This is a genomic window from Pantoea sp. X-Soil-YNGN-785 (assembly GCF_059730585.1).
In genome coordinates, this window is the sequence record NZ_AP035942.1 from 3,809,985 (window position 1) to 3,824,502 (window position 14,518).

Consider the following 14,518-nt stretch of genomic DNA (forward strand, 5'->3'; position numbering starts at 1 on the left):
CGCGCATGGATTTACGGGATCTGAAACTGTTTCTTCATCTGGCAGAAAGCTGCCACTTCGGGCGCACGGCGCGTGCGATGCACGTCAGCCCTTCCACACTGTCACGCCAGATCCAGCGGCTTGAAGACGATGTCGGCCATGCGCTCTTTCTGCGTGATAACCGCACCGTGACGTTAACGGAAGCGGGCGAACGCCTGCGCCAGTTTGCCCAGCAGACGCTGTTGCAGTATCAGCAACTGCGCCATGTGATGGATCTTAACGGCCCGTCACTTAGCGGCGAACTGCGACTGTTCTGTTCTGTGACGGCGGCCTACAGTCATCTGCCGCCGATTCTCGATCGCTTTCGCGCGGAACATCCGCAGGTCGAAATCAAACTGGATACTGGCGATGCTGCGGATGCGGTAGAAAAAGTGCACTCCGGCGATGCCGATCTGGCGATTGCCGGACGGCCTGAAACCCTGCCCGCCAGCATTGATTTTATGCCACTGGGGCTGATCCCGCTGGTGCTGATTGCGCCCGCACTGCCCTGTGCCGTCCGCACCCAGGCCACCCAGCCGCAGCCCGACTGGTCAAAAATTCCGTTTATCCTGCCGGTGCAGGGACCGGCACGGCGGCGTATCGATCTCTGGTTTCGCCGCCAGCGCATCCCGAATCCGGTGATTTACGCCACGGTATCGGGCCATGAAGCGATTGTCTCGATGGTGGCGCTGGGTTGCGGTATTACACTGTTGCCGGATGTGGTGCTGGAGAACAGTCCGGATCCGGTGCGGAACCGCGTGCTGTTGCTGGAGAATATTGACTCGGTTGCGCCGTTCGAACTCGGCATCTGCGTGCAAAAAAAGCGGCTCGGAGAGCCGCTGATTAGTGCTTTCTGGAGCCAGCTGTAATCAGTGGCCTGACAGGAAGAAGCGGAACGCCGGGTTCTGGCTTTCGTCATGAAAGTCGTAACCCAGGTCGGTGAGATGCTCCTCGAAACGTGGCTCATCGCTGCCGAGTTCAAAAGCCGCCAGCACACGACCGTAGTCGGTGCCATGGCTGCGGTAATGAAACAGCGAGATATTCCAGTGGGTGCCCAGCGTTTGCAGGAACTTCAGCAACGCGCCAGGTGCCTCCGGGAATTCAAAGCTGAAGAGCCGTTCACGCAGCGGCTTGGAAGGGCGTCCGCCCACCATGTAACGCACATGCAGTTTTGCCATCTCATCATCTGACAGATCGACCACCTGATAACCACCGCGGGTGAGTTCACTGATGATCTCGCTGCGCTCTTCCACGCCACGCGTCAGACGTACACCAACAAAGATGCAGGCTTTGTCCGCGTCCGCGTAGCGGTAGTTGAACTCGGTGATTGAACGTCCGCCCAGCGTCTGGCAGAAACGCAGGAAGCTGCCCTGCTGTTCCGGGATGGTGACGGCCAGCAGCGCTTCACGCTGTTCACCCAGCTCGCAACGCTCGGAGACGTAACGCAGACCGTGGAAGTTAACGTTGGCCCCGGACAAGACGTGCGCCAGCCGCTCGCCTTTGATCTCGTGCTGCTGGATATACTTCTTCATGCCCGCCAGCGCCAGCGCGCCAGACGGCTCCGCCACGGCACGAACATCTTCGAACAGGTCTTTCATCGCAGCGCAAATGGCATCGCTGTCGACGGTGATGATGTCATCAATGTAGGCCTGACAGAGCCGGAAGGTTTCACTGCCAATCCGCTTAACCGCGACGCCTTCGGCAAACAGCCCGACGCGTGGCAGATCGACCGGATGACCGGCGTCCAGCGCCGCTTTAAGGCAGGCTGAATCTTCTGACTCCACCGCGATGACTTTAATCTGCGGCATCAGCTGCTTGATCAGCACCGCAACGCCCGCAGCCAGACCGCCGCCACCCACCGGGACAAAGACCCGGTCGAGGTGCGCATCCTGCTGCAACAACTCCATCGCCAGCGTGCCCTGTCCGGCAATCACAGCCGGATGGTCAAACGGCGGCACGAAGGTATAGCCACGCTGTTCAGCGAGTTCTATCGCTTTGGCTTTCGCCTCGTCAAAATTGGCCCCAAACAGAAAAGCCTCACCGCCAAATGCGCGCACCGCATCAACCTTGATGTCTGCGGTCGCCAGCGGCATCACAATCAGTGACTTGATGCCCAGCTTCGTCGCGGAGAGCGCCACGCCCTGCGCATGATTACCGGCTGATGCTGTCACCACGCCGCGCGCTTTCTGCTCTTCGTTCAGACCGGCAATCATCGCGTAGGCACCGCGCAGCTTGAAACTGTGTACCGGCTGGCGATCCTCCCGCTTCACCAGAATGGTATTGCCAAGACGCGATGAAATTTTTTCCATAACCTGCAGCGGCGTCACCTGTGCCACTTCATACACCGGTGAACGCAGCACTGCGCGCAGATACTCCGCGCCGCATGGCGCGTCGGGTAGCGGTTGAGACTCGGCCATGGTTAGCCTCCCAGCTTGCTCTTATCGCGGACGGCGCCTTTGTCAGCACTGGTCGCGAGTAATGCGTAAGCACGCAGCGCAAAGGAGACTTCACGCTGACGATTGACCGGCGTATACGCCGCATCGCCACGTGCCTGCTGCTCTTCACGGCGGGCGTGCAGTTCGTTATCCGGCACAGCGAGTTTGATGCCGCGGTTAGGGATATCAATTTCAATGATGTCGCCATCTTTGACCAGCGCAATAGTGCCGCCGTTGGCCGCTTCAGGCGAAGCGTGGCCGATAGAGAGGCCTGATGTACCACCGGAGAAACGACCGTCGGTGATCAGTGCGCAGCTTTTGCCCAGGCCCATCGATTTCAGATAGGTGGTCGGATAGAGCATTTCCTGCATGCCCGGCCCGCCTTTTGGCCCTTCGTAGCGGATGACGACCACGTCGCCTGCGACTACTTTGCCGCCCAGAATCGCTTCTACCGCGTCATCCTGGCTTTCATAGACTTTGGCCGGACCGGTGAAGGTCAGGATCTCTTTGTCTACGCCCGCGGTTTTAACGATACAGCCATCTTCGGCAATGTTGCCGTAGAGCACGGCCAGACCGCCATCCTGAGAGTAAGCGTTTTCGCGGGTGCGGATACAGCCTTCGGCACGGTCATCATCCAGCGTGTCCCAGCGGCAGTTCTGCGAGAATGCCTGGGTAGTACGTATGCCCGCCGGGCCCGCGCGGAACATATCTTTTACCGCCTGATCTTTGGTCAGCATGATGTCGTACTGATCCAGCGTTTCACGCATCGTCTGCTGCAGGATGTTGCGCGCGCTGCTGTCGAACAGACCTGCGCGATCCAGCTCGCCCAGAATCGCGAAAACGCCACCTGCGCGATGCACGTCTTCCATGTGGTATTTCGGGGTACTTGGTGCGACTTTACAAAGCTGAGGCACTTTACGTGACAGGCGATCGATGTCGGAGATGTTGAAGTCGATGTCGCCTTCCTGTGCCGCCGCCAGCAGGTGCAGCACAGTGTTGGTGGAGCCGCCCATGGCGATATCCAGCATCATAGCGTTCTCGAAAGCGGCCTTGTTCGCGATGTTACGCGGCAGCATGTTGACGTCATCCTGCTCATAGTAGCGCTTAGTCAGGCTGACGATACGCTTACCGGCATTAATGAACAGCTCTTTGCGATCGGCGTGCGTGGCCAGCAGTGAACCATTACCAGGCTGCGACAGGCCGAGTGCTTCGGTCAGGCAGTTCATCGAGTTGGCGGTGAACATACCGGAACAGGAGCCGCAGGTCGGACAGGCAGAGCGTTCGATCTGATCGCTGTCGGCATCGCTGACGTTCGGGTTGGCACCCTGAATCATCGCATCAACCAGGTCCAGCTTGATGATCTGGTCAGAAAGCTTAGTTTTACCCGCTTCCATCGGGCCGCCTGAAACGAAAATCACCGGAATATTGAGGCGCAGAGACGCCATCAGCATACCTGGGGTGATTTTGTCGCAGTTAGAAATACAGACCATGGCGTCGGCGCAGTGCGCGTTAACCATGTACTCGACCGAGTCAGCAATCAGCTCACGCGAAGGCAGTGAATACAGCATGCCGCCATGACCCATGGCAATACCGTCATCCACCGCGATGGTGTTGAACTCTTTAGCCACACCGCCCGCCGCTTCGATCTGCTCAGCGACGAGTTTACCCAGGTCGCGGAGGTGAACGTGGCCAGGGACAAATTGGGTGAATGAGTTAACCACAGCGATAATCGGCTTGCCGAAATCGTCGTCGGTCATTCCTGTCGCGCGCCATAAGGCACGGGCACCCGCCATATTGCGGCCATGGGTGGTAGTGGCGGAACGGTACTTAGGCATGCTCTATTTACTCCAGTAAGAATTAGCTCGCGGACGTCAGATGACGCCCGCGCTGTATCTGATTATGGGTTAACCGGATCTAACCAGCCCCATTTGTCTTCTGTTTCGCCCGTGAACAGACCAAAGAAGGCCTGCTGGACACGTTTGGTGACCGGACCACATTTGCCTTCGCCCACCTGAATGCGGTCAACGCTGCGCACCGGTGTGATTTCTGCCGCGGTGCCAGACATAAAGACTTCATCAGCCAGATAGAGGGATTCACGCGACAGAGTCTGCTCACGCACTTCAATGCCCATATCACGTGCCAGCGTAATGATCGCATCGCGGGTAATGCCCGGCAGTGCCGAAGAGGTAAATGGCGGGGTATAGAGCACGCCATCTTTAACTTCAAACAGGTTTTCGCCAGCACCTTCTGAGATCAGGCCATTAGTATCCAGCGCAATGCCTTCCTGATAGCCATGACGACGGGCTTCGCTGCCCACCAGCAGTGAGGAGAGGTAGTTACCACCCGCTTTAGCGGCGGTTGGCAGAGTGTTTGGCGCCACGCGGTTCCATGAAGAGACCATGGCATCGATGCCGTTTTCCAGCGCTTCAGCGCCCAGGTAAGCGCCCCACGGGAAGGCGGCAATGATCACGTCAGTCGTGAAGCCATCTGGCGGGTTGACGCCCAGGCCCACATCGCCGACGAAGGCCAGCGGACGGATATAAGCACTTTTCAGTTTGTTTACGCGGATGACTTCGCGGCACGCTTCCATCAGCTCATCAACGCTGCTTTTAATCGGGAAACGGTAGATTTTGGCGGAGTCGTGCAGACGTTGCATGTGTTCACGATGACGGAACACAACCGGTCCTTTGTGAGAGTCGTAGCAGCGGACGCCTTCAAATACCGACGTACCGTAGTGCAAGGCGTGGGACATGACGCTGACCTTCGCTTCTTCCCACTTAACCATCTCGCCATTGAACCAAATAAAGTCTGCTTTCTTCGTGCTCATTGTTATTCCCTCTCGCGGCTACGCGCGGATTTGTTGTGTTGTCTGTTGTTGAATCTGAACGCATGCAACGTCGATCAATTTACTTAACTGCGAAGACAGTAAATCGACGGAGCGCTGGCTGGCAACGGTCATTTCAATATTAATGTTTTCTGCGTTGGCGACTGAGGCCATGTTCATAGAACAGACCTGAAAACCGCGGTGACGCACGACGCGTAAAATGCGCTCTAATATTTCAGGGCGGAAACGGGCTTCGATAGACAATTGATGCTGGTTCATACGGTTTTCTCCATCATGTTTGCATTGCTGGCACCCGGCGGTACCAGTGGCCAGACGTTTTCATGCTCATCTATTGCAACATGCAGGAAGTAAGGACCTTCGCTGTTCAGCAGAGCATCAAGGGCGGCGTCGACCTGATCTTTACGGGTAATGCGCTGGCCGGGAATGTTGAACGCGCTGGCCAGCGTGAGGAAGTCGGGATTGTCGGACAGGTTAGTTTCACTGTAGCGACCATCGAAAAACAGCTGCTGCCACTGGCGCACCATGCCCAGACGCTGGTTATCCATCAGTACGATTTTGACCGGCAGCCTGCCGCGCTTGATGGTGCCCAGCTCCTGGATGTTCATCATGATGGAGCCATCGCCCGAGACACAGATCACTGTATCGTCCGGACGTGCAACCTGCGCACCGATGGCAGCCGGTAAGCCAAAGCCCATAGTGCCTAAGCCGCTGGAGGTGATGAAGTTCTCCGGCGCGCTGAAATCCATATGTTGCGCTGTCCACATCTGGTGCTGACCAACATCAGTGGTGACGACGGCATTCGCCGGTTTGCGATCGGAAAGCTGCTTCAGCAGCAGCGGCGCATAGATCGCGTCGCCCGGATGGTCATAGCGCCATGTATGGCTGGCTTTCAGTGCCTGCACCTCATCGCGCCAGGCGTTGATAGATAAAGGCTGACTCAGGGCGGGCAGCAGTTCGTTAAGATCGCCCTGCAGAGAGACATGAGCGCGACGTAATTTGTTTAATTCAGCGGGGTCGATATCGAGATGAATGACGCTGGCGTGCGGTGCGAAGGTATCCAGCTTGCCGGTGACGCGGTCGTCGAAACGGGCACCGACCGCGATCAGCAGGTCACACGCCTGTACGGCCAGGTTAGCGGCTTTGGTACCATGCATCCCCAGCATGCCAAGGTAAACGTCACTGTGTGGGTCCACACTGCCCAGTCCCTTCAGGGTAGCGACCGCCGGAATGCCGGTCTCTTCTGCCAGCGCACGCAGTGCCGGAACCGCCTGCGCCAGACCAACACCGCCGCCAACGTAGAGCATGGGCTTTCTGGCCTGCGCCATCAGTGCACGTGCCTGGTCAATCGCCTGATGCGGCAGCGCATTTCCTTCTTCAACCGGAACCAGATGCGGCGCGGGTTCACCCTGTGCAATCTGAATGTCTTTCGGGATATCAATCAGTACCGGGCCAGGACGGCCTGACTGCGCCAGCGCAAAAGCTTCCGCCATGATGGCGGGCAGCTCATCCAGCGATTCCACCAGGAAGCTGTGCTTGGTGCAGGCCAGAGAGAGTCCCAGTACGTCAATCTCCTGAAAGGCATCGGTGCCGATGAAGGCCGAGGTGACCTGACCCGTTACCGCCACAACCGGCACTGAATCCATCATGGCATCCGCCAGACCGGTGATCAGGTTTGTCGCGCCGGGGCCGGAAGTGGCGATACAGACGCCGGTTTTGCCGGTTGAACGGGCATAGCCGATTGCCGCCATCACAGCGCCCTGCTCGTGACGACACAGTAGGTGTTCCACGCCGCCATCATAGAGCGCGTCGTATACCGGCATGATGGCGCCGCCCGGGTAACCAAATACGGTATCAACACCCTGCGCGCGTAAAGCCTGAACTACCCACTGTGCACCTGTCATCGCTATTCTCCTGTGTCCTGACCGGAACAACAGAATTTTATGCTACTGTTCATTGTTTGTTCCTTGTGGATTTACTGATATTTCCTCGGGTCGAAAAAAAACCCCCGGACCTTTCGGTGCGGGGGTTTTTCGGATTCGAGGCTTGATTTTTAAGCCTTTCTTTCTCCAAGCGTTGCCCCGCACGGTAGGTTAATAACCACCACCACGCTAATCACGACCAGGCTAATCACTTGTAGAAGGGCTTTCATGTGTTGTTCAATTCTTTTTCGTGTTCGAAGTAATGCCTACAGAGTTATCATAGTCAGGGGGCATGACACAACTTTTTTTACAGATTTATTTTAGCTTGTTGCGCAGAATCAAGGCCTATCAATCTGTAATACAAGAAATAATTATATAATGATAATTATTCATCACTTCAGGGACGTAATAATATTTCGATGAATTTGCGTACTGTCGCGCAGCGTTTTAAAACGCCATGAAACAACTTTCGATGGGGTGTGCGATGTCCCGAACTGTGCTGATGCTGTGCTCGCTTTTCTTTGATGCAGTCACCAGACTGACGGCAACAAGGAGCGAGTATGTCATTGTCAAAAGTTCTGACCCGGGCAGCACTGGGGGTGGAAGCCCCGCTGGTGACCATTGAGGCACATATCAGTAACGGCCTGCCTGCCTTGACCCTGGTAGGCCTGCCGGAAACCACGGTCAAAGAAGCGCGTGAGCGGGTACGCAGCGCCATTATCAACAGCGGTTTCACCTTTCCGGCAAAGCGGGTCACCATCAATCTGGCTCCAGCGGACTTACCCAAAGAGGGCGGAAGGTATGACTTACCTATGGCAATCGCCATTCTGGTCGCCTCTGAGCAGCTTCCTGCCGACAAGCTGATGCACTATGAGTTTCTGGGTGAACTGGCACTCGACGGCGCGCTGTGCGGTGTTCAGGGCGCGATTCCGGCAGCCATGGTAGCAATTCAGGCTGGACGACAGCTGGTTCTCTCTGCTGAAAATCAGGCGGATGCCGGACTTATCCGTCAGGGATCATCGCTGGTCGCCTCTAACCTCAGCGACGTATGCACTTTTCTGCGCAATGAACTCACGTTACCGACAGCGCAGTCTCCTGAGCATCAGGGCAATCCACCTGCTGACGACCTCGCAGATATTATTGGTCAGGAACAGGGACGCAGAGCGCTGGAGATCACGGCGGCTGGCGGGCATAACCTGTTACTGATTGGCCCGCCTGGCACCGGTAAAACCATGCTTGCCACCCGGCTGCCCGGCATCATGCCTTCTTTAACCGACCAGGAAGCACTGGAATGCGCGGCAATCGCCAGCCTGGTGAACAATAGCAGTACTCTGCACCGACAATGGCGTACCCGGCCTTTCAGGTCGCCTCACCATAGCGCATCTCTCTATGCTTTGATTGGTGGTGGATCGCTGCCACGCCCCGGCGAGATCTCACTGGCGCATAACGGCGTGCTATTTCTGGATGAGTTGCCGGAATTTGATCGCAAGGTGCTGGACTCTCTGCGCGAGCCATTAGAGTCGGGTGTCATCGCTATTTCGCGTGCCCGCGCAAAAGTCACCTATCCGGCACGATTTCAGCTGATTGCTGCTATGAACCCAAGTCCAACCGGACATTATCAGGGACAGCATAACCGCACCTCACCTCAGCAGGTGCTGCGTTATCTCAGCAAGCTGTCCGGCCCTTTTCTCGATCGTTTTGATCTTTCGCTGGAGGTGCCGCTACTTCCAGGTGGAATGCTTAGCGGTCAACGCCCTGCAGCAGAAACGTCTGAACGGGTTCGTCATCGGGTGGTCGCGGCGCGGGAGATTCAGCTGACCCGTGCAGGAAAAATTAATGCGCATTTAAACAATGCGGAGATTATGCGCTGGTGTCAGCCGGCTAAGGAGGATGCGGAGTGGCTGGAGTCAGTACTGGAGAAACTGGGTTTATCTGTACGGGCATGGCAGCGGATTTTGAAGGTGGCGCGTACCGTGGCCGATCTGGCGGGAGAGGCAGAGATCAGCCGGCATCATCTGCAGGAAGCTGTCAGTTATCGCACGATTGATCGTTTAATGATTCATCTGCATAACAGCCTGCAATAAAAAAGGGGCTTTCGCCCCTTCTCTGTTAATCGTCGCTGTCGGTAAAGTCTTCGACGGTGTCCATCTGCGGTTTACCGCCGGAAAGCGTATGAAAACGCTTAGGACGCTTAATGCGGGTCATATATTTAGACCATACACGTTCGGCTTCCGTTTGCGGCTCACGCACGCCACGACATACTTCAATAAACAGACGTTCTTCTTCTGTTGCAGGCTCACGCTTTGATAAATCCAGCTCATTAAAGGCGAAACCGTGGCGTTCAAGAAGCTGAGCTTCTTTAATAGTAAAGTCACCGTGGCGTGAGAAACCACGCGGGTAATGTTTGTTATCAAAGAAACGATTCTCTGTTGAGAAGCTTTCCGCCATGTTACACGCTCCTGATTTTCTAATGCCGTGCTGTTAATGGCGCGGAGTATTAGATAGGCTTGACAGAGTGTAAAACAAAACATTTAAATCTATACGACAAACATTTTTTGGGAGAACGCTGTGGATACGGAATTACTGAAAACTTTCCTGGAAGTGAGCAGAACACGCCATTTCGGGCGTGCTGCAGAAGCACTTTACCTTACGCAATCTGCTGTCAGTTTTCGCATCCGCCAGTTAGAGAATCAACTTGGCGTTAACCTTTTTACACGGCATCGCAATAACATACGTCTGACAGCGGCCGGAGAGCGCCTGCTTCCCTATGCTGAAAGCCTGATGAGCACCTGGATGATGGCAAAGAAGGAGGTTTCCCACACTCAGCAGCACCATGAGCTTTCGATCGGTGCCAGTGCATCGCTATGGGAGGCTTATCTGACGCCGTGGCTACAGACGCTGTATGAGAATCGTGAAAGCCTGCATTTAGAAGCGCGCGTGGCACAACGACACCTGCTGGTTAAGCAGCTCCATGAACGCCAGCTGGATCTGTTGATCACCACTGAAGCGCCTAAAATGGATGAGTTAACCAGTCAGCAGATTGGTCATATCTCGCTGGCGCTGTTCTGCGCCCGGCAGAGCGAGAAACGCGAAAAATATGATTACATTAAACTGGAATGGGGAGCAGATTTTCATCAGCATCAGAGCTACCTTTCCGGGGCGGATGATGTGCCAGTACTGACCACAACGTCGGCGCATGTTACCCGTGAACTGCTGCATACCACCGGCGCGTGCGCGTTCCTGCCTGACTTCTGGCAAAGCGTTTACAGTGAGTTGATGGTGATCCCGGATACGCCCGTCGCCGTTCGTCCGCTCTATGCTGTCTGGTTGCAGAACAGCGATCAGCAGGCGCATATCCGGCAGTTGCTTAAATTCCCGATTCTGGTCAGGCAAAACAGCTAAAGATCGGCAGGTAGAGAAGCAAGCAGGGAAGAGATGAGACCAGTTAGATTTAGCTGGTTCTTCTTTTTTGCCTTTCTGAAGGCAAAAAAAAAATCCTTTGCCGAAGCAAAGGATCGTTTTCTGGCAGGGGCGGAGGGACTCGAACCCCCAACACCCGGTTTTGGAGACCGGTGCTCTACCAATTGAACTACGCCCCTAATAGGGTGGCGGAACGGACGGGGCTCGAACCCGCGACCCCCTGCGTGACAGGCAGGTATTCTAACCAACTGAACTACCGCTCCACCGATTCTTTCACGCTTATCAGCAACCGGCTGATAACCGTCTGTTCCCGTTATTTTCCCTGTCAGAGGAAAAGGAACAAATTTGATGCCTGGCAGTTCCCTACTCTCGCATGGGGAGACCCCACACTACCATCGGCGCTACGGCGTTTCACTTCTGAGTTCGGCATGGGGTCAGGTGGGACCACCGCGCTAAAGCCGCCAGGCAAATTCTGTCTCCGCGCCGCCGCCGGGGGCCGCGCAGAATATCCGGTACAAGGCTGAAAATCGTGTCTCTCAAAAACGCCTCTGGCGTTGTAAGGTTAAGCCTCACGGGTCATTAGTACCGGTTAGCTCAACGCATCGCTGCGCTTACACACCCGGCCTATCAACGTCGTAGTCTTCAACGTCCCTTCAGGACCCTCAAGGGGTCAGGGAGAACTCATCTCGGGGCAAGTTTCGTGCTTAGATGCTTTCAGCACTTATCTTTTCCGCACTTAGCTACCGGGCAATGCCATTGGCATGACAACCCGAACACCAGTGGTGCGTTCACTCCGGTCCTCTCGTACTAGGAGCAACCCCCCTCAATTCTCCAGCGCCCACGGCAGATAGGGACCGAACTGTCTCACGACGTTCTAAACCCAGCTCGCGTACCACTTTAAACGGCGAACAGCCGTACCCTTGGGACCTACTTCAGCCCCAGGATGTGATGAGCCGACATCGAGGTGCCAAACACCGCCGTCGATATGAACTCTTGGGCGGTATCAGCCTGTTATCCCCGGAGTACCTTTTATCCGTTGAGCGATGGCCCTTCCATTCAGAACCACCGGATCACTATGACCTGCTTTCGCACCTGCTCGAGCCGTCACTCTCGCAGTCAAGCCAGCTTATGCCATTGCACTAACCTCACGATGTCCGACCGTGATTAGCTGACCTTCGTGCTCCTCCGTTACTCTTTAGGAGGAGACCGCCCCAGTCAAACTACCCACCAGACACTGTCCGCAGCCCGGATCACGGGCCTACGTTAGAACATCAAACATTAAAGGGTGGTATTTCAAGGTTGGCTCCACGCAGACTGGCGTCCGCGCTTCAAAGCCTCCCACCTATCCTACACATCAAGGCTCAATGTTCAGTGTCAAGCTGTAGTAAAGGTTCACGGGGTCTTTCCGTCTTGCCGCGGGTACACTGCATCTTCACAGCGAGTTCAATTTCACTGAGTCTCGGGTGGAGACAGCCTGGCCATCATTACGCCATTCGTGCAGGTCGGAACTTACCCGACAAGGAATTTCGCTACCTTAGGACCGTTATAGTTACGGCCGCCGTTTACCGGGGCTTCGATCAAGAGCTTCTCCTTGCGGATAACCCCATCAATTAACCTTCCGGCACCGGGCAGGCGTCACACCGTATACGTCCACTTTCGTGTTTGCACAGTGCTGTGTTTTTAATAAACAGTTGCAGCCAGCTGGTATCTTCGACTGGCTTCGGCTCGGGGAGTAAATCCCTCCACCTACGCGCCAGCGTGCCTTCTCCCGAAGTTACGGCACCATTTTGCCTAGTTCCTTCACCCGAGTTCTCTCAAGCGCCTTGGTATTCTCTACCTGACCACCTGTGTCGGTTTGGGGTACGATTCTGTGTTACCTGATGCTTAGAGGCTTTTCCTGGAAGCAGGGCATTTATCACTTCAGCACCGTAGTGCCTCGTCGTCACGCCTCAGCGTTAATAAGGGACCGGATTTACCTGGACCCTCCGCCTACACGCTTAAACCGGGACAACCGTCGCCCGGCTGATATAGCCTTCTCCGTCCCCCCTTCGCAGTAACACCGAGTACAGGAATATTAACCTGTTTCCCATCGACTACGCCTTTCGGCCTCGCCTTAGGGGTCGACTCACCCTGCTCCGATTAACGTTGAACAGGAACCCTTGGTCTTCCGGCGAGCGGGCTTTTCACCCGCTTTATCGTTACTTATGTCAGCATTCGCACTTCTGATACCTCCAGCATGCCTCACAGCACACCTTCAACGGCTTACAGAACGCTCCCCTACCCAACAACACATAGTGTCGCTGCCGCAGCTTCGGTGCATGGTTTAGCCCCGTTACATCTTCCGCGCAGGCCGACTCGACCAGTGAGCTATTACGCTTTCTTTAAATGATGGCTGCTTCTAAGCCAACATCCTGGCTGTCTGTGCCTTCCCACATCGTTTCCCACTTAACCATGACTTTGGGACCTTAGCTGGCGGTCTGGGTTGTTTCCCTCTTCACGACGGACGTTAGCACCCGCCGTGTGTCTCCCGTGATAACATTCTTCGGTATTCGCAGTTTGCATCGGGTTGGTAAGCCGGGATGGCCCCCTAGCCGAAACAGTGCTCTACCCCCGAAGATGAGTTCACGAGGCGCTACCTAAATAGCTTTCGGGGAGAACCAGCTATCTCCCGGTTTGATTGGCCTTTCACCCCCAGCCACAGGTCATCCGCTAATTTTTCAACATTAGTCGGTTCGGTCCTCCAGTTAGTGTTACCCAACCTTCAACCTGCCCATGGCTAGATCACCGGGTTTCGGGTCTATACCCTGCAACTTAACGCCCAGTTAAGACTCGGTTTCCCTGCGGCTCCCCTATACGGTTAACCTTGCTACAGAATATAAGTCGCTGACCCATTATACAAAAGGTACGCAGTCACCCCCATAAAGAAGGCTCCCACTGCTTGTACGTACACGGTTTCAGGTTCTGTTTCACTCCCCTCGCCGGGGTTCTTTTCGCCTTTCCCTCACGGTACTGGTTCACTATCGGTCAGTCAGGAGTATTTAGCCTTGGAGGATGGTCCCCCCATATTCAGACAGGATACCACGTGTCCCGCCTTACTCATCGAGCTCACAGCACATGTGCTTTTGTGTACGGGAGTATCACCCTGTACCCTGCGACTTTCCAGACGCTTCCACTAACACACATGCTGATTCAGGCTCTGGGCTGCTCCCCGTTCGCTCGCCGCTACTGGGGGAATCTCGGTTGATTTCTTTTCCTCGGGGTACTTAGATGTTTCAGTTCCCCCGGTTCGCCTTGCAGCACTATGTATTCATGCTGCAATGATGCACAGAGTGCACCGGGTTTCCCCATTCGGACATCGACGGCTGTAGCGGTTCATATCACCTTACCGTCGCTTTACGCAGATTAGCACGTCCTTCATCGCCTCTGACTGCCTGGGCATCCACCGTGTACGCTTAGTCGCTTAACCTCACAACCCACAGGCGTTTTTCAACGCTGCAGACTGCAAGCATTTGAGAGACTCGAACGTGTCGTATTTTTCATTCTTATTACGGAGAATGAAAACGACACGTCGTTTCAATTTTCAGCTTGTTCCGGATTGTTAAAGAGCATAATACTTCGCAGCACACCGTTGCCGGTACGCTCTGAAGTATTCAGAAAAACAGTTAAAACGGTATGGTGGAGCTAAGCGGGATCGAACCGCTGACCTCCTGCGTGCAAGGCAGGCGCTCTCCCAGCTGAGCTATAGCCCCATACAGTTACTGCAGAGACCACTACTACCACTCAACCGAGTACACTTCGTGAGAAATGCAATTCGTGCTCAGGCAAGGCATGTTTCCGCGAAGCATAGTGAACTATGCGAGCCGGGAACATAACGCAGCGTG

The 14,518-nt window shown here is 55.3% G+C and carries 10 protein-coding genes, 3 tRNA genes and 2 rRNA genes; 3 read left to right on the forward strand and 12 right to left on the reverse strand.

Annotated features, from left to right (window positions below; genetic code table 11):
• Positions 1–5 precede the first annotated feature (5 nt).
• Entirely contained in the window at positions 6–887 is an 882-nt protein-coding gene (gene ilvY / locus AC6I8E_RS17770; RefSeq protein WP_497824274.1) for an HTH-type transcriptional activator IlvY, read from the forward strand.
• Here ilvY and ilvA read toward each other — a convergent pair whose 3' ends face one another.
• The 6 genes from ilvA to ilvL all read right to left on the reverse strand — a co-directional run bounded on the left by ilvA (position 888) and on the right by ilvL (position 7,447).
• Positions 888–2,435: a threonine ammonia-lyase, biosynthetic gene (gene ilvA, locus AC6I8E_RS17775; protein WP_033734421.1), complete on the reverse strand. Its 1,548-nt coding sequence runs from the start codon at positions 2,433–2,435 to the stop codon at positions 888–890.
• A gap of 2 nt (positions 2,436–2,437) precedes the next feature.
• Complete coding sequence (gene ilvD, locus AC6I8E_RS17780) at positions 2,438–4,288, reverse strand: dihydroxy-acid dehydratase (RefSeq protein ID WP_195857577.1); 1,851 nt, start codon at positions 4,286–4,288, stop codon at positions 2,438–2,440.
• A gap of 62 nt (positions 4,289–4,350) precedes the next feature.
• Complete coding sequence (locus tag AC6I8E_RS17785) at positions 4,351–5,280, reverse strand: branched-chain amino acid transaminase (protein WP_013359441.1); 930 nt, start codon at positions 5,278–5,280, stop codon at positions 4,351–4,353.
• Between the two features lie 18 nt (positions 5,281–5,298).
• Complete coding sequence (gene ilvM / locus AC6I8E_RS17790) at positions 5,299–5,556, reverse strand: acetolactate synthase 2 small subunit (protein WP_008926359.1); 258 nt, start codon at positions 5,554–5,556, stop codon at positions 5,299–5,301.
• Entirely contained in the window at positions 5,553–7,199 is a 1,647-nt protein-coding gene (gene ilvG, locus AC6I8E_RS17795; RefSeq protein WP_201252207.1) for an acetolactate synthase 2 catalytic subunit, read from the reverse strand. The genes ilvM and ilvG overlap by 4 nt, the downstream gene beginning before the upstream one ends.
• A gap of 149 nt (positions 7,200–7,348) precedes the next feature.
• Positions 7,349–7,447, reverse strand: a complete 99-nt coding sequence (gene ilvL / locus AC6I8E_RS17800; protein ID WP_072101316.1) for an ilv operon leader peptide — start codon at positions 7,445–7,447, stop codon at positions 7,349–7,351.
• A 330-nt stretch (positions 7,448–7,777) separates the two neighbouring features.
• On the opposite strand from ilvL, the gene AC6I8E_RS17805 reads away from it, so the two are divergent.
• Positions 7,778–9,301, forward strand: a complete 1,524-nt coding sequence (locus AC6I8E_RS17805) for a YifB family Mg chelatase-like AAA ATPase (protein ID WP_497824275.1) — start codon at positions 7,778–7,780, stop codon at positions 9,299–9,301.
• 25 nt (positions 9,302–9,326) lie between these two features.
• Here AC6I8E_RS17805 and AC6I8E_RS17810 read toward each other — a convergent pair whose 3' ends face one another.
• Positions 9,327–9,665: a MaoP family protein gene (locus AC6I8E_RS17810; protein ID WP_010253568.1), complete on the reverse strand. Its 339-nt coding sequence runs from the start codon at positions 9,663–9,665 to the stop codon at positions 9,327–9,329.
• Positions 9,666–9,785: 120 nt separating this feature from the next.
• Here AC6I8E_RS17810 and hdfR point away from each other — a divergent pair, with 120 nt between their 5' ends.
• Positions 9,786–10,619 carry an HTH-type transcriptional regulator HdfR gene (hdfR, locus tag AC6I8E_RS17815; protein WP_010253571.1) on the forward strand — a complete coding sequence of 278 codons (834 nt, stop codon included), beginning with the start codon at positions 9,786–9,788 and terminating at the stop codon, positions 10,617–10,619.
• 121 nt (positions 10,620–10,740) lie between these two features.
• Here the strand turns inward: hdfR and AC6I8E_RS17820 are convergent.
• From AC6I8E_RS17820 to AC6I8E_RS17840, 5 genes are all read right to left on the reverse strand, one after another.
• Positions 10,741–10,816 (reverse strand) — tRNA-Trp (locus tag AC6I8E_RS17820).
• Positions 10,817–10,823: 7 nt separating this feature from the next.
• Positions 10,824–10,900, reverse strand: a tRNA-Asp gene (locus AC6I8E_RS17825).
• Positions 10,901–10,987: 87 nt separating this feature from the next.
• Positions 10,988–11,103, reverse strand: a 5S ribosomal RNA gene (rrf, locus tag AC6I8E_RS17830).
• 92 nt (positions 11,104–11,195) lie between these two features.
• A 23S ribosomal RNA gene (locus tag AC6I8E_RS17835) occupies positions 11,196–14,103 on the reverse strand.
• 207 nt (positions 14,104–14,310) lie between these two features.
• Positions 14,311–14,386, reverse strand: a tRNA-Ala gene (locus AC6I8E_RS17840).
• Between the last annotated feature and the right edge of the window lie 132 nt (positions 14,387–14,518).